The sequence below is a fragment of the Paenibacillus glucanolyticus genome (assembly GCF_037333485.1).
Classification (GTDB): domain Bacteria; phylum Bacillota; class Bacilli; order Paenibacillales; family Paenibacillaceae; genus Paenibacillus_AQ; species Paenibacillus_AQ glucanolyticus.
The window spans coordinates 1,375,464-1,398,285 of sequence record NZ_CP147845.1 but is presented as its reverse complement, the minus strand read 5'-3'; the positions used below and the strand labels follow the sequence as shown (position 1 = coordinate 1,398,285).

The following is a 22,822-nucleotide window of genomic DNA, read 5'->3' as shown; positions in this document are numbered from 1 at the left end:
AAGACCGCAAGTTGCACGGGCTAACCGTCATGTATTCTTCATGCTGGACACCCTTCAACCTCCAATCCCCCACAAACGCTGGCTTCGTTTCCAGAACCCATGCTAAGATAGAGTGGATCAGGAATCCATAATCGAAGGTGATATAGCTATGAAAAAAATCGGATTTATCGGACTGGGCACCATGGGCGCTCCTATGGCCTCCAATCTGCTTAAGCAGGATTACGACGTGACCGTGTATAACCGCACCCATGAAAAATGCCGTCCGCTGGCCGAACAGGGAGCTTCCATCGCGGACACGCCTCGCGAGGCTGCCGAAGGACAGGATCTTGTCATTACGATGGTGAGCAACGACCATTCCATCCGGGAAGTGTTCTATGGAGAGAACGGTCTGCTCGGCTCCCTGACCGGCGGGATGACCGTCATCGACTGCAGCACGATCTCCGAGAGCCTTGTCAAGGAAATCGCATCTGCCGTAACTGGGCTTGGCGCATCCTTCCTGGATGCCCCGGTAACCGGCAGCAAGCCTGCGGCCATTGATGGAACCCTGGTCTTCATGGTCGGCGGCGAAGCAGCTGTGATCGAGGCCCATGCCGACGTGTTTGACACCCTGGGCAAAAAGGTCATTCACATGGGACCAAACGGAAGCGGTGCCGTCGCCAAGCTTGCGCACAATACCATTGTGGGCATTAACAACCTGGCGCTGGCCGAAGGTTTTGCCATCGCTGCAAAATCAGGCATTCCCGCCGACAACTTTCTGGAACTCGTACAGCTCGGATCTGCTGGCAGCAAAGCGGCCGAGCTGAAGGGACGCAAAATTATCGACGGCGATTTCAGCAACCAGTTCTCGCTTGCACTCATGCTCAAAGACCTGAAGCTGGCCTCCTCACTAACCGATGGCATCGGCATGCCTTCCCCTATGCTGAATCTGGCCAAGAGCCTGTTTCAAGCCGGTGCCAGCGAAGGCTATGGCGAAGAGGATCTATCCGCTGTCGTGAAATGCTATGAAGCCTGGATCGGCCAAAAAATCGGCGGACAGCCGCAATAACCAGACAGATTATGCCTTGTCATTACTGGCCCCTTCATGCTGGTTCCGGGTCATCCGGACCAGGAGGAAGGGGCCTTTTTTTGAGCTTTTCCACCATTTCCCTCTCCGAAAGAAACTTTTCTGTTATTTCCTCCGTTTACAATGCAAAGGGAGGAATTGCAACATGAAACCTCTGGGTAACTACATCTTGAGATACGACAACAGCAAAAAGCAGGTGACCATCCAAGGCGATAACCGAAAGGTGATCCTGACAGCAGGAAATACCAGCATGGAAGTGGATGGAGTTAAAAAGGCGCTGCCTTCAGCCCCACTGCTGCATAACGGCAAGACCATGATTCCCTTAAGGGCTGTTGCCCAAGCATTTGATGCCAACGTCTACTGGAATGACGCTTTAAAAACAGCTTATATCAATAAGGCAGATCCGGGTATCATCGCCGACTTAAAAAGCACCGATCTGGCCACCGCCCGGAATGCTGCAGCCAAGCTTCCCTATTCATCCGAACTGAAGAAGCCTGAACTGGAGATGCTCCCCGTGGAAATGCAGGGCGTGAATTATTATTTTCCTAAAGGCAAATCCAATTCATTCTTCCTGGTAGACAACGATATCGCCAGCTATTTCGATATCCATGGCGGCGTCAAATACTTAAAATGGCAAGGCAAGCTGGACTATGGCACTAAAGCATCGGCAAACCAAAACCTGTTCTTCCTGCCTGCACTGAAAGCTGAGATCGGTAATCAGCCAAACACCCAAAATTGGACGATCGCCAAATTTGTATTCCGCTACCCTTCCGGCGTTACCAGCTATCGCCTGCTGGATCGCGGCCAGGAATGGGGCGAAGGATACGTAGAGCTTGACAACCGGGCTCCCGGATATAAAGGCGAGATCGTGACAATCCCGGAGGAATAAGTCCATTATATCAACCGCCGATAAAGGCCTGCGTTGACATCCGGCATTGACAGTAAAGGCTCAGAGCCATCGGCTTGAGCCTTTTTGGCATATTCGCGAATATGAATGCTCCGTCGCCGCTTGTCCTGCTACATGGTCGGATAAGAGCAGCAATAATCGGTGACGGTGCGGATTTCCAGCTTAAAGCTTGAATTGCCCGGAACGTTAAAGGTCGCAGACCCTTGAATCTCTAACCACTCCTGCTCTCCAGGCAGCAGGACACGCAAATCGCCGGACAGGATTTCCATAATTTCAGGACCATCTGTGCCGAATTCATAGCTCCCCGGAAGCATGATCCCCAGTGTTACCTTCTCGCCATTCTCCAGCAGCACCGTACGGCTGGTTACCTTCCCCTCATAGTAAACATTGGCTGCTTTCGTGACGGTAGCATTCTTAAATTGTGACATCGACAAACTCTCCTCCTCCAAAATAGGCATGTCTTGATATATGGACGGCACCCGTATGATACGGGTGCCGGAAAATCAATATGGAGTTACATCACGGGTGTTTTGGATGTTTTACAGCAAAGCTTTTACGCGGCTGACTACGTTCTCAACGGTAAAGCCGTATTCGGCAATGACGCGGTCGCCAGGAGCGGAAGCGCCAAACGTGTTGATGCCGAGAATATCGCCTTTATCGCCAACATAACGCTCCCAGCCGAACGGATGAGCCATTTCAATGGCAAGACGGGCTTTTACGTCAGGAAGCAGCACGGAATCTTTGTATGCTTGATCCTGGCTGTCGAACAGATCCCAGCTTGGCATGCTGATGACACGAACGGCGATGCCTTCTTCAGCCAATGCCGCTTGCGCTTTAACAGCAAGCTGAACCTCGGAACCCGTTGCAATGATTTGAGCCTGTACGTTGCCATCTTTTGCGTCAGCAACAACATAAGCCCCGCGTTTGATGCCTTCACGTGCATTGTCTACTGCGCCTGCAAGGATCGGCAGGTTCTGACGAGTCAGCACCAGCGCTACCGGACGGTCTGTGTTCTCAACCGCATAAGCCCATGCCGCGGAAGTTTCATTGGCATCCGCAGGACGTATCACGGTCAGACCCGGGATAATACGCAGGGAAGCCAATTGTTCGATCGGTTCATGCGTAGGACCGTCTTCACCAACAGCGATACTGTCATGAGTCAGTACATACGTAACCGGCAGTTTCATAATTGCAGCCAGACGAACAGCCGGACGCAGGTAATCGGTAAATACGAAGAACGTACCTCCGAAAATTTTCAGTCCGCCATGAAGCGCAATCCCGTTCATAGCGCCAGCCATTGCAAATTCACGAACGCCATAGTATACATTACGGCCTTCATAGCTGTTTGCTGTGAAAGATGCCAGATCATTCAGGTGAGTCATGGTGGAGCTTTCCAGGTCAGCCGATCCGCCAAGCAGCTGCGGTACGCCTGCCGTCAAACCGTTCAGCGCTTTACCGGAAGCTACACGTGTGGAAACCGCTTTGTCGTCTGCGCTGTATTTCGGAAGGTTTTTGTCCCATCCTGAAGCCAGTTCACCGGATTCACCGCGCTCGAATTGCGCTGCCAGTTCCGGGTAAGCCTCTTTGTATTTCGCGAATTGATCAACCCAAGCTTGATATGCAGCAATGCCGCGTTCTTTCACTTTGCCAAAGTGCTCGCGCACTTCATCAGGTACGTAGAAATCCTCTTCATAAACCCATTCATAAAATTCCTTGGTCAGCTTCGCCTCATCTGCTCCAAGCGGGGAACCGTGCGTACCGCCGTGACCGCCTTTGCCTTGTTTGTTCGGGCTGCCGTAACCGATCACCGTTTTCACTTCGATCAACGTTGGGCGGTTTGTATCAGCTTGTGCTTCCTCAATCGCTTTTTGGATCGCAGGGAGATCATTGCCGTCTTCAACGCGCAGTACTTGCCAGCCATAAGCATCAAAACGCTTCGCTACGTTCTCGGAGAATGCCAAGTTCAGCTCGCCATCAAGGGAGATATCGTTGGAATCGTACAGCATGATCAATTTGCCAAGCTTCAAATGACCTGCCAGAGAAGCTGCCTCGGAAGCAACGCCCTCCATCATGTCGCCGTCGCCGCAAATCGCATAGGTATAATGATCAACTACGTTGAAATCGTCTTTATTGTAAGTCGCACCCAAGTGGGCCTCAGCCATTGCCATACCTACAGCCATCGCCACGCCTTGTCCCAAAGGACCCGTCGTTGCATCGACACCGGCCGTGTGGCCAAATTCCGGATGTCCCGGAGTTTTGCTTCCCCATTGACGGAACTGCTTCAGATCTTCAATGGACAAGTCATAACCGCTCAGGTGGAGCAGACTATAGAGCAGCATGGAGCCATGGCCTGCAGACAAGACAAAACGGTCGCGGTTAATCCACGCCGGCTGGTCCGGGTTATGGTTCATCGTCTTCGCGAACAGCTGGTATCCCATAGGCGCAGAGCCCATCGGCATGCCCGGATGACCGGAATTGGCTTTCTCGATCGCGTCGATCGCCAGTGTCCGGATGGTTGCGATAGACAGGTTGTCGATCGTTTGGTTATGTTCAGTTGTCATGATTCGTCCTCCTCAAATCTTTTCCATAGTAAGCTTCAAAAATGAGGCTTCTTCCGTTCCTCCAGCCCCAATTATCAAGGAAACAGAGCAGTTAGGAATGTTGAGAATATCATTTTGACTCTTATTGTATCACCAGACGTGCTTCATTTCCATAACGTAATTGTCATTGTTGTGTAAAAGTCACCCTGTGGCAATTACATCCCCCCAGCATTATTTCCCTTAATAGTCCGGTTATAACCGAATTCAACCAATGTTAAACGAGATAAATCAAGCTGATCCCATGGAAAAAGTTACGTCATGGATATATAAAAAAGCTTCGGTCCAGCGTAATCGACATGCTGGACCGAAGCTTGGTTGTGGCGGCACTTTATCGAGTGCCGCGTTTTTTGGCTTTCAGGAGGCGATCCATAGAGGAGCCTCCTTCCGGTGCCGGCCCGGTATCCTCGGGCCGGTCTTTGCCCTCCCCCTGCGCCTTCGGCGGCGGGGGAGGCGGTGTAGGCGCGCTTCCCTTGCGCGCGCCATCGCGCGCCTCCGGCGGGGCCTTGCGGCCCCCTGCCGGAGCTGCGCCAGGTGCCGGGGCAGGGCTCCCGCCCCGGGCACTGCTGCCCGCGCCGCTGCGCTCGCGCGCGGGCGGGGCCTGCGGCGGCTCAGCGGAGCTGCCGCCGTAGAAGCTGGCGGCGCGGGCTTTGCGCGCCGCCAGCCGCTCGAGGCCGGCGTCACGCGCGGCCTCGGCAGGAGCCGGCCGCCTGCGCAGCAGGGCGGCCAGCCGTGCGCCGATGGCGCCCCATGGCAGAGCCAGACGCCGCACGGCGATGTCGGCGACCCACAGCAGCAGGGCCGCCACCAGCAGCGGATAACTCCAATCATGGAGGTTCATCCGCGAGGTCGCCTGCCGGTCGAACACTTCGGCCGGATTGTCCCAGGATAACACGCGGCCGCCGGTAACCTCGGCCAGGCGCTTCATGGCTTCCTCGCCGCTGCCGGAAGACAACCGGTATTCCGGAGAATACGGCACAACAAAACCTGTGCCGGGGGCAGCCTGCAGCGCCTCTTCCCCGCTGGCATCCTCAAGGGACATGAGATACGCTCCCGGTTTGGACACATGGACAAGTCCGGTATAACGGCCGGGTGCCTCCTGAATAAGCTCCACCGTCTGTTCACCGGCCTCGTCATCCCCGATGACCGCATTCAGCTTCTCCGGCGGGTTCTCACCCTCGGCGATCACCTGCAGCTTCACCTGGTTTCCTGCAGTCTCGGTCGTGACTTCATAAGGCGAAGACGTAAACTGCGGAAACGTCCACTTCACGATTTCGGTCAGCGTACTGGCGAAGCCGGGCCACGATACCCACTCCTTCGACCACTTCCCGCTTAAATCACTCGTCCATGCCACCGTCCGGCCGGATCCGTACTGCCAGCGCGCCAGGATCGGGTCCGGTTCTGGACTGGACAGAACCGTCTGGGCCGAGGACTTCGGTGTTGTTGCTACATAACCATACAGTCCCGGTACGCCCTGCTGAAATAGACTTCCCCAATCGCCTGCGTTCTGAACGGCAGGAACAAAGGGTTTATCCACGATATAGGATTTGGCCAGCATCACCGCCTCCCGGCTAAATACCGCCGGGAGCGTAGTTTCATCCTCAACGAAGTAATAACGGCCTTTGGCTGCCTCCGCCAAGGATTGAAGCAGATGGGTATCGGCATCCGTACCTACCGCAACGGAGGACATCGTGATTTTGTTCTCCACCATCGTGTCAGTCAGATCCTGATAACCGGAATTCATGGCGGACTGTCCATCGGTCATCAGAATGATATGTCTGCGCTGTGATTTGATCTTCAGCATTTCTTCCAGCGCCGAGGAAACGGCCGGATAAATATTGGTCCCGCCAGCACTCGGAATCGACTGGATGCTGCTGAGCACCTCTTCCTTATTGCCCAGTTTCTGCGGCGGTACCACCCACCAAGGCTGATCGTCAAAAGCAACAACGCCGACCGTATCCTTGGATCTCAGCAATTCAACCGTACGCATGGCCGATTCTTTGGCCAATTCGATCTTGGTACCATCCATGCTGCCCGAACGGTCAATGACAAGAATGAGGCCAAGCGAAGGAATTTCCCGTTTGCCTTCCAGCTCCATGGAGACCGGCAGCGCTTTTTCAATCGGGGTTTTAAAATATCCGCCCATCCCAAAGCTGTCCTCGCCGCCCGCCATCATGAACCCGATGCCAAAGCTCCGGACCGCCTGCTCGATCAATTCCATCTGCTTGCCGCCTACATCGCTGCCGGAGACATTATTAAAAATAATGCTGTCATACACGGCGTACTTTGCCGCTTCCAGCGGAAGCAGCTCCGGCGGAATCACTTCGGTGCCAATCATTCCCGATTCCAGTGCAGCCGTTATATTCCCTGACGTTCCCGGCGTCCCTTCAACGATCAGCACTTTCGGGGGACCTTCTACCCGGGTAAAATCGAAAGCCGCATTATTGGCGGCTGCTTCGTCTCCGTCCATGAAGATTTCAGCACGATATCGGTGCAGACCCGGGCTCTTGGCCAAACCCTTCACGGCATACCGGTTCTCACCAGGCGTTACATCCACACGCTCCCGGCCGATCTCGCGATTATCCTCATATATACGCAGTTCGCCGGATGTCTTGAAGGTGCTGCGAATCATAACCTCCACATAGAACGACTCTGCCTGATACAGCTTATCCGGAACCTTCAGCTCCTCGACAGCCACATCCTGGATAACCTGCTTCGGGGTCGGAAGCACATCAACCGCAATTCCCCTATCTTTCAGCAGCCTGCCCGCTGCGGCCATACTGCCTACGTTCTCTTCCCCGTCCGAGATCAGCACGATTCGTGAATCGCTGCTGCCCTCGAACAGGCTCCCCGCGAGCTGAAGCCCTGACTCCAGTCCGGTAAATCGCTGCTCCAGCAGCGCATTTAAAGAGGCGCCCGCGTTATCCGCAGAGGATAATCGCCGTTCCACAGCTCCCTCAAGGCCTGTAGATACAACAGCGCTGCCATCCTTCTCTCCTTTTGCTGCAAGGGATTCGTTAATCCAGCCCGTAATCCGTGCAGAGTCCCCCATACTGTCCGAACGGTCAGCCAAATACACAACCTGTTTATCGTGTAGTACGGTAAAGCCATGAAGACCCGATATCATCAGAATTAATAATAGAATGACGCAGGTTCGAAAAAATAAGGCCAGCTTCTTGCGAAAACCACTTAGTCGAAAATCCGATTTATATGCGTAATAGAGAAACGCTCCCGCCGGAATCAGCAGCAGCAAAAACCACGGTTGGCTAAATTGAACGCCCACGCTGGTACACCCCCCATTCCGCTGCGATAACAGCCAGTGCCAAGGCCGCTAGCCATGGCATTAACGAACTGGCGCGGTTTCCCGCTCCGCTGCGCTCCGATGCCTGATCACGATCACCAGCCTTGCTCTCATCCGAAGTCGGTGCCGATTGACTCACCGTCGGCCCCTGATCGTTACTCCAATCCGCTTCGTACGGATCGGCCGTCACGGCCAGCCAAAACTTCAACTTCTCGCCCGCTTCATTCTGCTGTTCAAAAGCGTACAGACCCGGATATTCCGGCACAATCTGCACCGGGGATATCCCCTGCTCATTGCGCAGGGCATCTTCAGCAGGGAAGCTATCAGCAAGTGCGAGGCCGCTCTTGGGAATCCATGCCGCCTTTACCGTATCTGCCGCAATCGGAATATCTGCTTGCGCACCGGCCATATACCGGCCAAGACCGCTTCCCTTGCCCGAGGTCATCCACTCAAGCGCATTGCTGACCATAACCGGGAATTCCGGCGATAACGGAAGGTCGCTGTCCTGAAGCAGGAAATTAAACGACAACCGCGGTCTGCCGCTTTCGGTTCCGGCATATACAATAGGCTGATCACCCAGCTTAATTACGGGTTCGCCCCACGCAGGTGCTTGATCCACCAATGTACCGAAATAGACACCCGACAAAGTGACATAAGCGGTCACCGGATGCTTGGCAAGGACGGGGCGCCCTCCCTGACTGCCTACCTTGGTTCCTTCTCCGCCAATCGTCCACAACGGGGTTTTGGCCGTCAGATCAGCCCATTTTCCTTGCCTGAAGCCATCCGGTATACTTCCGTCGATAACGAGCAGATCAAATTCACCCTCAGGTACGGGCGGCACATCCGAATTGACGCTATCTTTGTCTACATCCTTGTCCTTGCTCGTATTCTCATCCTTCTTGCCATCCGATCCGTCCATAGCAACCCGGGTCACTTCGGCTCCGCTCAACTGCAGCGCCTTCTCGAGGAACAGATTGCCTGAAGTCAGCAGCAGCACGCGGGAAGACCCGTGGCCCAGGCCAAAAGCAAAGGATGCATTGTCTGCCGCATATCCGTCCTCCTGGGATAACTCGAGTCGGTACACTTCCGCAAACGGCAAATTCGCAAAGGACTCCGTTAATTTCTTTCCTGGCTCCAGCTCCAGCACTTTGCTGGTCAATAACTGCTCATCCCCGTATAGGTTTACTTCAGCCGAGACAGATTTCTTGGCATTCGTGCTGATGACAGCGACCGCCGCATAGGATGAATCTGCATCACCCTTCGGTGAGATGCCGAATTGGTCAATGGATACGTTATGCGGGAGCTCCCCCTGCACCTTCTCCACCGATACCGGAACCTGAAAAGCAATGGGAGCCGTATCCGGCTTCCAGTAGCTATCCGTAAAGATAACAACCTCTGCATCCGTCTCCTCCCGTGTCAGGGCTGAAGCGAGCGACAAGGTTTCCCGATAGGCGGCCGGTCCATAATAGGTACGCAAGCCGTCAACGGCCTTGTCGATTGCAGCCCGGTCACTTTCATGGGCGGCCAGCGTCACGGGACTCGCTCCCACGGATAAAAGTGTAATCTCGCTCCGTCTCCCTTGCCCCTTCACATATTCCTTAATCCGCTCCTGCATCAATGCCAGCCTTGTTGCTTCGCCTTCAGCTGAAGAAATCTGCGCGCTCATGCTGCCCGAGGTATCGGCAACAATGACGACATGGGCGCTGCCTCCTCCGGACACCTGCATAAAGGGCTGCATCAGTGCGAAGACCATCAATGCCGCTGCAAGCAGCTGGAGCCACAGCAGGAGCCGGTTTTGCAGCTTCTGCCATGGCCTGTTGGCCTCCAGGTTCCGCAGTACCCGATCCCACAGTAAGTGGCTGGGAACGGTTGTGTCTACATATTTTCGCTTGAACATATACATGAGCACGATGGCCGGCAGTGTTAAACCGAACCATAAACTCAGCCATGATTGAACCCCCAAAGTGTCCCCTCCTTACTCCCGTGGACCCTGACTTGCAACTTGCCGCTCTCACATTCGAATATGTGCCTGACCTTCTTATCTCTTCCTGCACCATCTGTTGGCTAATAGGAGCCTTTCTTAGAGACCCGTATTCATAAGTACTATTGTTCAGTGGTCAACATTAGACGAGCTTCCCAGACTTTCCAGGCTCCCTGAGCCACATGTCCCTCCTGAATATGGATATTGAACCACGCAATAACTTGCTGGCCCTATCCCCTATCCAGTGACCAAGCCTGCCCCCGCAAGCACCCCGAACATCGCTTCCGTAAGCGGCATATCCGCGGGAATCAGCACGTATGACATTCCCCTCTCCGCGCACACACTGGACAGCATCATTCGATATCGCTCCAGCTCTTCCTTGTAGGCATCAAGCACTTTACCCGTAAGCGCCACTTCTTTTCCACTCATCGTTTCGCTGTCGACCAATCGCAAGTCACCAGCCAGCTTGGGCTCCAGCTCTTCCCTCGACAAGACGTGCACCAGCACCACTTCCTGCCCGGTACCGGACAACAGGGACAGTGCCCTGAACAGCTCCTCTTCGCCGCCCTCCAGCCAGAAGTCCGAGAAGACCCAGGTCATTCCAGGCTGTCTGGGCAGCGCACCCGGCACCGCAAGTGCCGCGCTCAAGCTGCCCTCGCCTCCTGTTTCTGCCCCTTGCAGGAATGAAAACAGTCGATGAGCCGAGCCTTTTCCTCTCATGATCGGAAGACGGTTGTTGATCGTACGGCTGTAACAAGCAATCTGCAGCCTGTCGTAAGAGGACAACGCCATGTAACCGATGCTTGCAGCCAACTGACGCGCAAGCGTCCATTTCGGGCTTCCCTTCATCCCCGACGGGACTGTCGTCGCTGGTGAATCTGCTGCCGATGACATAACGGTTCCCATCGATGCGGAGCAATCCACAAATATGCTGACTGTCAGCTCCTGCTCGTCCATGAATTGACGCACGAACGCTTTTCCTGTACGAGAATATACGCCCCAGTCGAATCTGCGGACATCATCTCCCGGTGAGTATACACGGTAATCGGCAAACTCGAGCGATGAGCCGAGCCGGCGGGATCGTCTCTTTCCCTGCAGCGTTCCGGCAACCCGTCTCTTGGCGTCCAGGCTCAGACGCTCCAGACGCGGGAGCCATTCCGGAGGCAGCAAGTGCCCGTCCCCGGTCACGCGGATGCCTCCAGCGCCTGCAGAACCTCCTGAATCACACGGTCGGTCGTAACGCCCAGCGCCTGACCCTCGAAATTCAGAAACAAGCGGTGACGCAGCGCCGCTAAGGCCACGGCGCGGATATCACCCGTCGAAACATGCATCCGCCCGCTGCATAAAGCACGGACTTTGCTGACCGAAATGATGGACTGGATCCCCCTTGGTCCGGAACCAAACTGGACATATTTACGGACTGCCTCCGGCGCTGAAGCTTCTTCCGGATGTGTCATCATCAGCAGACGAACCGCATAATCCAGAATCTCCTCGGCAACAAGGACCTCCTTGGCCCCGCGCTGGATTTCCAGCAGCTCTTCCCCGGTCATTTGCCTTTCCACCTGGAACTCGTGCGAGGACGTCGTTCGTTTCACGATTTCCTTCAATTCGTCCGCGCTGGGATACGACACCTCAATCTTCAGCAGAAAGCGGTCAAGCTGCGCTTCCGGCAGCGGATAGGTCCCCTCGTTTTCCAGCGGATTCTGTGTAGCCAGTACAAAGAAAGGCCTTGGCAGCTGATGGGTCACCCCTCCGACCGTAACGGTTTTCTCCTGCATGGCTTCCAGCAGCGCACTCTGGGTTTTGGGCGTGGCCCGATTGATCTCGTCGGCAAGCACGATACTGCTGAACAGCGGCCCCCTCTGAAACGTCATCCCTGTGTCGCCATGCTGTCCGAACGACAAGATATTGGTGCCTGTTATATCGCTTGGCATCAAATCCGGTGTGAACTGAATACGGGAAAATGACAATTCCAACGCTTCCGACACCGTGCGGACCAGCATCGTTTTGCCGAGTCCCGGAATCCCCTCCAGGAGGGCGTGGCCTCCTGCAAAGATACACCAGAGCATCTGCTCCACAACTTCCTGCTGTCCGACAATAACCTTGCCGATATGTTCCCGCAGGCCTGATATTTTCTCCATCCATTCCTGTGGTCTCACTGCAATATCCGACATGGACGAAACCTCCATCTTCTTGTTAAAGTTCAAGTTCTCATTATTGCTGTCCGTTATGGGCTACCTTGTGCCTTACGGGTTCGGATTGATTTGTATGAAATATTCCTCGACCAGCCCCTGCATCTGGTCAGGCAGCTGATTGCGGTCTAAGGTCTTGCGAGCCTCGGTCTCATAGTCACGGTACACTTCCTCATACGGTCTCGACATCCCCGGAACGTTCGGCGAAACGCCGCCCTTCTGAATGTCGCCTCCGCCGCCCTTGATCGCACCGGAGTCACTCTGTACATTACCGCTGCCCTTGTAATCCCTAGGGATCGTCACAAGCTCGCGGCCGCCAGTGCCAAGCCCCGCTCCGCTGCCAGTTCCTGCTCCTCCGCTGCCACCTGAACCAGAACCAGAACCAGATCCAGATCCAGAACCAGAACCAGATCCAGATCCAGATCCAGATCCAGATCCAGATCCAGATCCGCTTCCTTGCCCGCTACCAGCGCCTTGACCCGAACCGGCTCCCCCTGATCCCTCCGAGGCTTCGCCTTGCTCTCCCGAACCTTCCCCAAGACCTGCCTGTGCCAATGCCTCCGCGCTGCCTCCATTACTCCAGGCGTCGGATACTGACATCCCTGCAGCCGCCATCTGATCGGCTAAACTCAATCCTTGTGAAGCAAGTGAAGACGCAAGAGAGGCGGCCGACTGCGACTGACTGTCCGATGCGGCTTTCGCTTGCGCCGCTTTCGCCAACTCCTCAGCCAATTGCTGCAGCGCTTCTTCCAGCTCCTTCGGTAGCTTGCCGTCCTTCAGAGCATCCGCTGCCTTCTTGAGCTCTTTCTCAAGGTCACCGTTTTCCATCTGCTTGGAAGCTTCCTCCGCCAGTTTTTTTAATGCGTCGGACAGCTCGTTCTTCTCTTCCTGGGACATCTTCTTCACCTGCTCGGTGAGTTTTTTCATTTCCTGCTTCAGCTCTTCGGCCATACCCTCAGCAAGCCGTTTACCTACTTGAGACAATGCCTTCTCCTGCTGCATTTTCTTCGCCAGTTCAGACAACGCCTTCGCTTTTTCCTCCTGCTGCTTCGCCAGCTTCTCCAGCTCCTTCATCGCTTCCTCCAGCTTATCCAGCGCTTGCTCGGGCTGCTTCTCATGGTCCAGCGCTTTCTTCAAGGCATCCAGCTTCTCCTGCAGCTTCTTCCTGTCAGCAGGGTCAAGCGTTTCCTTCTGGAGCTGCTCTGCAAGCTTTTCGGTTTTTGCTACCTGCTCTTTCATCCAGCTCTGCTGCTCTTTGGCTGCCTCCACTTTCTTGTCCATCGGATTCGGAACAAACACAAGGACGATCACAGCAGCAAGCGACGCGCTACATATCCAAAGCTGTCTTTTTCGACTTGGGGAAGGCAGACGCTCCGGCAACTGCTCCGCAAACCGCGCGCCGTAACGCTCCGCCTGCTCACGCTGCCACTTCGCGGCCTGCGACTCCTCTTCCTTAAATGACAGGGCTGTCACCATCATGTCGCTTCGCTCCGCTCCGTCTGGAACCTGATCCATGACCGATGCGGCCTCCTCGATCGGAACCCGGTGCAGCCACCCCCACAGCAGGCCACCAAGACCCGCCGCAATCGGAATGACAACGGATGCGAAGGGAAGCCAGGCTATAGGCACGAATCTCCCAATCACGAGCAGCAGCAGCAGAGCGGCGAAACCCGCAATGAGCCCGTATAATGCATATGCGACTACACGAAAGCGCTGAAGCCGCCGTCTCGCTGCTTCAACAAAACGCATGATGTTGTCCATGGTAATTCCTCCTTACTCTGTACAATCCTTGGTACTTAAGCTCCGCTTACGGTCGGCTCTTGTTCAGGCGGAAGTGCGTCTTTGGCTTTATCCTTTCGCTTGCGTCTTGCGATGGGGCGTATATTCCGTATCGCAATCCACAGGGCAAACACGATCACGACCGAATACACAAGCAGAAACTCCAGCCATAATTCAACAGGAGCCTTACTATTCAGGCTTCCGCCGTACAGCAGGAACACGTCTTTTGAGAACGATGGATTAAACAAACTCATCATCGCTCCCCCCGGATTCAATCCAAGCAGATATCCTACCCAGGAATACGATCCTGGAACTGGCGACTGTCCGTTAACATACATATTCCGCTGTTCAATTCCCATAAAGAACAGATACAACAGGCCCGTCACGAGAAATATAATAAGTCCTGTGCCATAGGTGACAATAATCGCTACGATGGTTCTCTTGAATAAGGTGGAGAACATCACGCCAAGCGAACCGAGCAGCAGCATCACGAATAAGTAGAATACAAATACCGAAATGAGCTGTTTCGGTGAAATTCCCCCATACAGGAACACGATGCTATATACCGGCAGTGTTGCAAGCACAATCAGTGTCATGAAACTAAGTGCCGACACCAGCTTGCTCAGGACAATCGTCGCCGAGCTTTGCTGCGTCGTTAGCAGCATGCTCAGCGTTTGCTTTTCACGTTCGCTGCTGATAACTCCGGCGGTTAGTGCCGGCGCCATGAACGCAATGAGGACAAGCTGGGCAAAACTCAGCACATAGAACATCATCTGGCTCGTTTGCGGATCGAACCGCTGCGGTCCCCGCTGGCCCAAGTATAAAAAGAGATAAATGAAACCCATTGCAATAGCCCCAAGCGCCAAAACGTACAACAACACCGACAGCATGGAACGCGTGGAACGCATCCGCAGCCGAAATTCCTTATCAATGACCGGGTTAATTAATTTTCTGCTCCAATTCATTCGCGGGGTCCTCCTTTGGTAATTTCGAGGAATACATCCTCCAGGTTGCTCTGCGCTTCCTGAAACGAGACAATCGGAATTTCCCAGGAGACCACCTGCCGAAGCAGTGCGCTTTGCTGTGCATCATCCCCGCTATAATGAACATGAACCCCGGTGTTGTCTGTTAATACAGACGTGACAAACGGCTCATCCCTCAGCTTCTCGGCAAGCTCCTCTTCACGCTCAAGGGTGCGGATATGGATGACTTTTTTCACGCGAAGCCGGCTCTGAATATCGGCAACCTTGCCTTGGGCCACCATCTCCCCGTGCTCGATAACACCGATCTCGTCTACCATCTCGGCAAGCTCGGGCAAAATATGCGATGAAATGATAATGGTCTTGCCCATGAGTTTCAGTTCCTTCAATATTTCACGCATCTCGATCCGAGCCCGCGGATCAAGCCCCGAAGCCGGTTCATCCAGAATCAATACATCGGGATCATGCACCAGACACCGGGCAAGGCATAACCGCTGCTTCATGCCGCGCGAGAGACTGTCTACGTACGTATCCGCCTTGTCACTTAAATTCACAAGCTCCAGCAACTGCGGAATCAGCTGCTCCCGCTCAACACGCGGGATGCCGTAACTTGCCCCGTAAAAATGAAGGTATTCGGTTGACTTCAACTGGTCATATACGCCAAAGAAATCCGGCATATAACCGATCCGCTTGCGAACCTCTTTCGGGTGCTGCGTAACGTCGTATCCACCGACTTTGGCAACGCCCGAGGTTGGCAGCATCAGAGTGGCTAATATCGACATCGTTGTTGATTTTCCTGCTCCGTTAGGACCGACGAACCCGAACACAGTCCCCTTCTCGATATGAAGGCTGATGTCTTTTAAAGCATGGAATGTCCCGTATTTTTTGCTCAGGTTTGTAATTTCGATCATTGAATGGCTTCCCCCTTCACAGACAGCTCCGGCATCATAAAGTTGGTCTGATCCTTAGCGGTTAACATGAACCTGATCCGGTTAGCCACGATGTAGTCCTCCGGATTTCCCGTAATGGTATGCACATTGTTCGTATCGCTTACGGGCTCCCATTCATTCTTCTTCGCGTTCCAGATCTCCATCGTTACGTTGTTGTTTAATTTGGTGCCTTTGATGGACAGCTCCGAATATTGGATGTTGCCTTCCGATATTAACGGAAATTCAGCGATTACCGTGCCTTGTCCCATCTCAACGCCATGAGGGAACGTCCCGAACATCGGCGTGTTCACCTGGGATACTTCAGGAGACAGGAAACCGTAAGGAATGTTAATCTCTCCGCTCAAGCCCCATTCCATAGTCACGGGCTGAATCCAGAAATTAAGCTGATCACTGTCCACCTCTGCCCCTTTCAGCGTATAATTCGTCAAATGGTCCTTGCTCCATCCCAGAATGTAAGCATCCTTGTTGACCATTCCCATCGAATACCCGTAGTTGGATAAAATATCGCGCTCCCGCTGTTTCGGATCATTCGGAGAATAAGGGAACAGCATGCCGGATAAATCTCCACTCACAAACTTGATGATTTGTTGTGGGTCCTGAGGAATTGCCACCGCTTCACCCTTCTTGATATCTCCAAGCTTATAGGCATTGCCTCCAACAACAAGCACCACCTCGGTCAAATCGTTAATGGTTTCATTGGTGACCTTCCCGTTTAATGCTCCTTTGGCATCGAGCTTTAGATCCATGGCCAGACGCCCCATCTCCTCCGTTCCCTGGCTGTCGGCCCATACCTTGGCTAGCGACCACTGAGACATATCGCGAAGCTCAAGCGTTGTGGATTCCTGTTCCACCCGGACAAAGCTCTTGCTCTCGCCCATTCCCCCGAATGTATTCCGGGCACCTCCCGTCTTCAAATACGTATTCGCTGGAAACTCCAACGCATAATTCCCGCTTCGAGGTGTGAAAAAAGCCGAGGCTGTGGATTTAACCGCATCTCCCTGACCGTTCAGCTCAATCAAGTTTATGGTATGTGCGAGTTCCCTCGTCTTGTCGGATGAGCCAGCGACATAAACCGAAACGCTTGCAATGACGGCGATGATTGGAATCAGGAACCACGCCCATTCCCGTTTATCCGCCTTCTTCAAAATAAAGTAGAGAATCGGTGCCACCACAACCGCATAAATAATGAGCATCCACAACAACAGCGTGAAGGACGGCATCTTCAGGGAAGGGAAATATTCCAGCACATAATTCAGATTATCCATAAGCGAGTTGTAGATCATACCATTTTGCGAACCTGTCATCGGAAGATTGCTCCGCAATACCGATGCCCAGGCATCCGGATGGCCTGCCCAAGAACTTACCGGGTCCATAGCCAGATCATAGGCAGCGTATTGAACACTTCCTTGGCCGTAGGCATGCGAGGCAAACAAAGGCTGGCCGTCTGCTTCAATCCCGATTTTGGCGCCTTCCACCACCTTCGCTGTGGAGATGGTAAAGTCCCCATCCAGCTTCAGCGGCTTCCCTCCAAGCTTCTCGAGTTCGGATAGTGACTGAACAGAGGCCGTTCCATTCGCAACAACCGGTGCGATATCGGCAAACGGTGCTGCTGTTTTGGCGTAACCCGCTCCTCCTGCCAGAACCAGCGTGCCGCCGCCGTTAACCCAACCCGTTATCGCTTTGCGCTGAGGTTCTGATAACGTATCGGATGCAAAATTGTTAATAACGATCACGTCCAGCCCGCTAAGCAGCATCGGATCCGTTGGTATGCTGTCCGCCTTAAGCGGAAATACGTTCAAGCTGTTGCCTTTACCATTAAGAACGTTCATGAAATTCATTGTATCCGGATCATCGGATAATACAGCAATGAGTGCACCTTGATACGGGGAGGCCTGGAGATAACTTTTCCCTGTTGCAAATGTCGTCGGCTTTCCCTTGGAATAAGATCCTTCATAGAACAGGATCTGATTATTATCTTTATTAAGCATCGTCCCCGGAATGCCAATGACTACTTCCTTCGGCGTATCCTTTGGCAGATCCACCTGCTGCACATAGGAAGTTTGATACCTATTGCCATTATTGTCCTGAATTTGCACAACCAAGTCACCGGAAATATCCCGGTCACTTGTTAAGGTCAGCTTGACAGGACTCCATTTTTGATTTTTGATCTTGCCTTGGTAACCCATTTCGGATTGAATTCCAATCTTCGCTCCGTCGGCGTAGACCTTTCCTGCCGGAATTGACAAGGATAACGTTGCCATAATCAGCAGTGCCACTATCGGCAGCAGAATCCACGTTTTTTTTGTATAAAACGACAACTGATGATTCCCCTCTCCACATATAAATTGCTTTCTCATGATAAATTACACCTATAAATCAGAAGACTTATGTAATGGTTCTCTTGGCAGTTCAACTATATTGACGAGTCGAAATTATAAAAAGTTTGACGTTTCTCTCCATAAAAGGATACTCAGGGCCGATTTTTGCGGGCTTCGGCTGGAGCTTGGGCTTATTTTCCAAAATAAAAATTAAATAAAAATCCCGCTCCAAGAAGAAGGAGCGGGATCAAGAGCTAATCCATTGCAGCGTTAAAGTGTCAGGCTGCTCCATTGTACTTTCTATGATGAATCGTCGGGATTGTAGTTGCTGCTGATGCAATTTAGGGTGTAAACTCTCTTATTCACCTATCGATACTTACACGCCAGGTTGATACACTTTAATTGAATACAACCGTTTTATTGTTATGCACCAGAATCCGATCCTCGACATGCCATTTGACGGCTCTTGCAAGCACCACGCGTTCAATGGTACGGCCAATGCGCTTCAGCTCGTTGACATCATCCCGGTGACTTACACGCTGCACGTCCTGCTCAATAATCGGTCCGCCATCAAGCTCCTCGGTTACATAGTGGGCGGTTGCTCCGATGATTTTCACGCCGCGATTATAGGCCTGTGCATAAGGCTTGCCGCCGACAAAAGCCGGCAGGAAGGAATGGTGAATATTGATAATCCGGTTCCGGTAATGTTCGATAAAGGTTGGCGAAATAATCTGCATGTACCGCGCCAGAATGATAACGTCGATATCATCGCCGATTACATCCAGTTGACGTTTCTCCGCTTCGGGCTTTGTATCTGCCGTAACCGGAATATGGTGATACGGGATACCGAATGATTCCACATATTCTTTCATATCCAGGTGATTGCTTACCACCAGCGCAATATCTGCATCCAGGTCGCCTGCCTGCCATTGCCACAACAACTCTACAAGGCAGTGATCCTCTTTGGATACAAAAATCGCCAGCCGTTTCTTACGGGCTGCATGGTAGATATTCCATTCCATAAGGAATTGGTCCGCAACTTCCAGGAACGATTCCTCCAGTTGAGGAAGCTTGGTGTTCAGATCCTCCAGATCAAATTCAACCCGCATAAAAAACATACCGCCTGCAGGATCCATCGTATACTGGTCAGACTGAACGATGTTCGCACCATGCTGATACAGAAACTGGGAGACCGCTGCCACGATTCCTGGTCCATCCGGACAGGAGATGAGCATGCGGGCACGATTAGGGTACTGGCCTGCCACAGACGGCAGATCCTTCTTGATGTGAATTTCCATGAGACTCGGTGATCCTCCTCTACATCTACAATTAGCGTGAATTGGCCTCCCAAGAAAACCAACCGCAGCAAGCGGAAGTTTTCTTGAGAATGCCTTAGTCATCTTTACTTTAATGAATGCCTCTTCTATTGAAGCTTATGAAGTCAGAGAAGTCCCGGATAACCAGGCGATGATGCGCTGATTGATCTGCTCTTCCGCAAGTTCAGGCAATAATCCAGCTGCCATGACCATATCATACAGACGCTCCATCGGTTCGCGTGGATCTGCTTTTTTGGCTTTGGCATCATTCTTCAGAAGTGACCACGTATCCAGCACGAACGAACGGGAGTCGATTCCTTCCTTAGCAAAGAAGGCTCGCAGCTCTTCCACTTGCTGAACAAAGGATTGCCCGAAACGTCCTTCCACATCTCCACGCAAAAGCGCGATTTCAATTTCGTACATCGGACGCTGCGTCTTCGGATCTTTACCGATCCACGGCGTCTCCAGAATGAACGGTCTGCCTTGAAGTTTCTCGTGATGAACCACGCTCTGAATGGCTTCATACCCGATCCAACCGGTTCCGATCGGCGTATGGCGGTCTTTACCCGCTCCACGCGGGTTCTTGCTGTCGTTTACGTGAACGACCGTTAACCGGTCGAGTCCGATCAGCTTATCGAACTGCTCCAGTACGTTGTCCAGATCATTCACGATGTCATAACCTGCATCATGAATATGGCAAGTGTCGAGGCAAATCGCCAATCGGTCATTGTACTTCACCTTATCAATAATGGAAGCAATTTCTTCAAAGCTGCGTCCCATTTCGGTGCCTTTGCCGGCCATCGTCTCCAGAGCGATCTTCACTTCGGTCTCATCCGTACCGCCCAGAACTTCATTGAGTCCTTCCGCAATACGGTCAATGCCGTATTCGGCATCCTTATCTGTATATGCACCAGGATGGAGAACGATATTCTTCACGCCAACCGCATGTGTCCGGCGAATCTCCTCCTGCAGGAAACTCACGGCAAGCTCAAACGTATTGGGCTTGTACGATCCGAGGTTGATAATGTATGGCGCATGGACCACAATCTCATCAATCCCGCTTGCTTGCATAGCGGCCTTGCCTTCTTCAATAAACATGGAATCGATCGGCTTGCGGCGCGTATTTTGCGGTGCGCCGGTATATATCATGAACGAGCTTGAGCCATATGATGTGGCCTCAGCCGTTGCAGTCAGCAATCCCTTGTCCGAAAACGACACGTGGGAACCAATTTTCAACATGCTGCATCCCCCTTTTTTAACACACAATTACACCTATTTTAGCTTGTATATCGAAATAAATCTAGAAGGGATGGAATGTAAGGGACGTTGCTGGAATGAAATCAGTAATGGTGCGGGTTTTCTTAGTTTGGTGTTGAAATACGAGGTGATGCAAAGTAACAGGTTGGAATACCCATTTGTGGGTGGATTGTGGAGAAAACATGAAAGCAGCCTTTATTGGGCCCACACACCGGAGAATATTTCATGCCCTTAACTTCCATTCGGTCCGCTATCCTCTTTTCGATTCTACATTTTTATTGAACTTCTCGATGTAATACTGCTTGCCTAACCTATCCAATGCACCCATTGCACTGTTTAAGGCATCGCGGTTAAATACCACTTCCTCATACATCACTATCACCCTTCATATGAAATGAAGATGTACTCCTCTATAAGGAGACTTTAAAACCTTGTTATACGGCCTCCGCTCCGCTGGGTTATTCGGTCGCTTCGGGGGCCTTCGGCAAAACCAAAAAGAAAAAGGCCGCCGAGTTATGGACTGCACCCCAATTGTTAGACACACTCTAACAGTTCGAGGTGCAGTTTTTTTTATGACTAAATTTACTAAGGATAAGAAATTGGAGATAATTCAAGGGTATGACCCTGATCTTCTATCGCAGACGGAATACGCAAATCAAATGGGCGTTACCAAGTCCCATTTCCTTAAGAGATTGGAGATAGCCACTGGGGTAACCTATACAGCCGCCATGGTTTTCAAGGAAGAATGCCCATAACTCATACTTCTTGATTTCGTTTTTTGATGTACCCCTCTAAACTCATTCCGTCTTATCCCCTCCTTATAGGGCTTCCCTAGCACGTTTCGATTGTCATAAATGTTCCCGTTCTCATCACAATAGCGGCATTTCCGTAATAATCAATCGCTTTCTAGCACATTTCTTTAAAATAGTCATTTGCTCGTTACATTTTTTTCTAATTTTCATATTTTGTAACATCACGAAAGGAGTAGATAATATGAAAATATCCGAGGCACTTTGTAAACGTCTAGCCACCATCTTAGGTGGTACAGGTATGTCTGACGGGAAAAGCTGCTCTATCATGGTTGAAAGAAAATTAAATGCTAGAGTCCTTGGTAGAAAATATGAAACCGAACATGAAATCACGATTCAATCCCCGCAAAACGGAACAACGTTAAACACGGGCGAAATAACTCTTTTACAATCCGAAGTACAACGTTTTATTGATGCGGCTCGAAAACGCAATTTTAAAGTATCTGCAATACACAACCATTGGTTATTCGATAAACCAAGATTGATGTATCTTCATATTGAATCCATTGAAAATCCTATTGTGTTTGCTAGAAAATTAAGATCAGCGTTAGATATTCTAAAAAAATGACTGGTTAGCATTGTGGCGTTCAGAATGAATCCTGAACGCCTCTTTTATCTTTGGTCACTCCCTGTTTTTAAATCAACCCTTGAAGAATAGAATCAGGAGTTGTCAATCTTCCGAGGTTTCTCGAAAAGAAGCAGTTGCAGCACTTACTTCAATACATCAGATTCCGCGCTAAACCGCAAGAGTATGCCGTCTTTTTATCTCTCGCTTACTGGCTTGAGGATCGGCGAACTACTCGCGCTTAAAGTATCTGACTTCGATGAAGAGGAAAAAACTATTTCTGTAAAAAAATCTCTATGTCGATGGGTCTGTAAAAACTATGTACTCGGTCCCCCGAAAAATAAAAGCTCAGTCCGGGCGGTCACCATTGGTGAAATTGTAATTAAAGCCATCAAGGGACAGCCGGCTTGGAGAGAAAACAAAATCAATAACGGTGAACTACAACATGATGCAGATTTTATATTTTGGAGCTTGAAGTTTCCCGGATATCCAGCTTGTTATAGTCGCTATCAGAAACGATTTGAAAAGATCCTGAAAGACTGTGGACTTCCTGACAACCTTACTCCCCATAGTCTTAGACATACCCATGTTTCACTCCTTGCTGAAGCCAAAGAAGAATTAGCGGTAATCCAAGAAAGGCTCGGTCATAAGAACGACGAAATCACAAAAACAATATATCTACACATTACCGAGCAACAACGAAAACTTGTTCCTGACCGTTTCGAACAGGTGATGAATTCATAGCTGTTTGGGTAACACGTGGGCATATCCTCACCATAACTTCCGAAATCCCTATAGTACCGTGCA

General features: G+C 51.8%; 17 protein-coding genes. 5 read left to right on the top strand and 12 right to left on the bottom strand.

Annotated elements, in window-relative coordinates; all coding sequences use genetic code 11:
- The first annotated feature begins 148 nt into the window (after positions 1–148).
- Together WDY75_RS06800 and WDY75_RS06795 are read left to right on the top strand one after the other, a co-directional pair.
- The gene (locus tag WDY75_RS06800; protein ID WP_063480469.1) at positions 149–1,045 is read left to right on the top strand and encodes an NAD(P)-dependent oxidoreductase; all 897 of its coding nucleotides are present in this window, start codon (positions 149–151) and stop codon (positions 1,043–1,045) included.
- 163 nt (positions 1,046–1,208) lie between these two features.
- Positions 1,209–1,952, top strand: coding sequence for a stalk domain-containing protein (locus WDY75_RS06795; RefSeq protein WP_231888254.1), 744 nt, complete (start codon positions 1,209–1,211; stop codon positions 1,950–1,952).
- 128 nt (positions 1,953–2,080) lie between these two features.
- On the opposite strand, the gene WDY75_RS06790 is transcribed toward WDY75_RS06795, so the two are convergent.
- The 12 genes from WDY75_RS06790 to WDY75_RS06735 form a co-directional block, all read right to left on the bottom strand.
- A complete protein-coding gene (locus WDY75_RS06790; RefSeq protein ID WP_006212330.1) occupies positions 2,081–2,398 on the bottom strand; it encodes a pyrimidine/purine nucleoside phosphorylase in 318 nt (105 codons plus the stop codon).
- 111 nt (positions 2,399–2,509) lie between these two features.
- Positions 2,510–4,531: a transketolase gene (gene tkt, locus WDY75_RS06785; protein WP_006212331.1), complete on the bottom strand. Its 2,022-nt coding sequence runs from the start codon at positions 4,529–4,531 to the stop codon at positions 2,510–2,512.
- 367 nt (positions 4,532–4,898) lie between these two features.
- Positions 4,899–7,850: a VWA domain-containing protein gene (locus WDY75_RS06780; RefSeq protein WP_063480470.1), complete on the bottom strand. Its 2,952-nt coding sequence runs from the start codon at positions 7,848–7,850 to the stop codon at positions 4,899–4,901.
- The gene (locus WDY75_RS06775; RefSeq protein ID WP_006212333.1) at positions 7,834–9,831 is read right to left on the bottom strand and encodes a vWA domain-containing protein; all 1,998 of its coding nucleotides are present in this window, start codon (positions 9,829–9,831) and stop codon (positions 7,834–7,836) included. The genes WDY75_RS06780 and WDY75_RS06775 overlap by 17 nt, the downstream gene beginning before the upstream one ends.
- A gap of 255 nt (positions 9,832–10,086) precedes the next feature.
- Complete coding sequence (locus WDY75_RS06770; RefSeq protein ID WP_063480471.1) at positions 10,087–11,037, bottom strand: DUF58 domain-containing protein; 951 nt, start codon at positions 11,035–11,037, stop codon at positions 10,087–10,089.
- A complete protein-coding gene (locus tag WDY75_RS06765) occupies positions 11,034–12,023 on the bottom strand; it encodes an AAA family ATPase (protein WP_006212335.1) in 990 nt (329 codons plus the stop codon). Before WDY75_RS06765 ends, WDY75_RS06770 begins: the two co-directional genes overlap by 4 nt.
- A 72-nt stretch (positions 12,024–12,095) precedes the next feature.
- Positions 12,096–13,802, bottom strand: a complete 1,707-nt coding sequence (locus WDY75_RS06760) for a hypothetical protein (protein WP_063480472.1) — start codon at positions 13,800–13,802, stop codon at positions 12,096–12,098.
- 35 nt (positions 13,803–13,837) lie between these two features.
- Positions 13,838–14,785: an ABC transporter permease gene (locus WDY75_RS06755; protein ID WP_063480473.1), complete on the bottom strand. Its 948-nt coding sequence runs from the start codon at positions 14,783–14,785 to the stop codon at positions 13,838–13,840.
- Positions 14,782–15,711, bottom strand: coding sequence for an ABC transporter ATP-binding protein (locus tag WDY75_RS06750; RefSeq protein WP_006212339.1), 930 nt, complete (start codon positions 15,709–15,711; stop codon positions 14,782–14,784). The genes WDY75_RS06755 and WDY75_RS06750 overlap by 4 nt, the downstream gene beginning before the upstream one ends.
- A complete protein-coding gene (locus WDY75_RS06745) occupies positions 15,708–18,107 on the bottom strand; it encodes a hypothetical protein (protein ID WP_063480474.1) in 2,400 nt (799 codons plus the stop codon). The genes WDY75_RS06750 and WDY75_RS06745 overlap by 4 nt, the downstream gene beginning before the upstream one ends.
- A 359-nt stretch (positions 18,108–18,466) precedes the next feature.
- Complete coding sequence (gene purU / locus WDY75_RS06740) at positions 18,467–19,366, bottom strand: formyltetrahydrofolate deformylase (RefSeq protein WP_063480475.1); 900 nt, start codon at positions 19,364–19,366, stop codon at positions 18,467–18,469.
- 135 nt (positions 19,367–19,501) lie between these two features.
- Complete coding sequence (locus tag WDY75_RS06735) at positions 19,502–20,623, bottom strand: deoxyribonuclease IV (protein ID WP_063480476.1); 1,122 nt, start codon at positions 20,621–20,623, stop codon at positions 19,502–19,504.
- 590 nt (positions 20,624–21,213) lie between these two features.
- Between WDY75_RS06735 and WDY75_RS06730 the strand changes: the two genes are divergently transcribed.
- The 3 genes from WDY75_RS06730 to WDY75_RS06720 all read left to right on the top strand — a co-directional run bounded on the left by WDY75_RS06730 (position 21,214) and on the right by WDY75_RS06720 (position 22,759).
- A complete protein-coding gene (locus WDY75_RS06730; protein ID WP_156515095.1) occupies positions 21,214–21,396 on the top strand; it encodes a hypothetical protein in 183 nt (60 codons plus the stop codon).
- A gap of 238 nt (positions 21,397–21,634) precedes the next feature.
- Positions 21,635–22,018 (top strand): DUF1259 domain-containing protein, encoded by a 384-nt coding sequence (locus WDY75_RS06725; RefSeq protein WP_006212345.1) that lies wholly within the window; start codon positions 21,635–21,637, stop codon positions 22,016–22,018.
- A gap of 183 nt (positions 22,019–22,201) precedes the next feature.
- Positions 22,202–22,759 carry a site-specific integrase gene (locus WDY75_RS06720; RefSeq protein ID WP_231888256.1) on the top strand — a complete coding sequence of 186 codons (558 nt, stop codon included), beginning with the start codon at positions 22,202–22,204 and terminating at the stop codon, positions 22,757–22,759.
- Positions 22,760–22,822 lie beyond the last annotated feature (63 nt).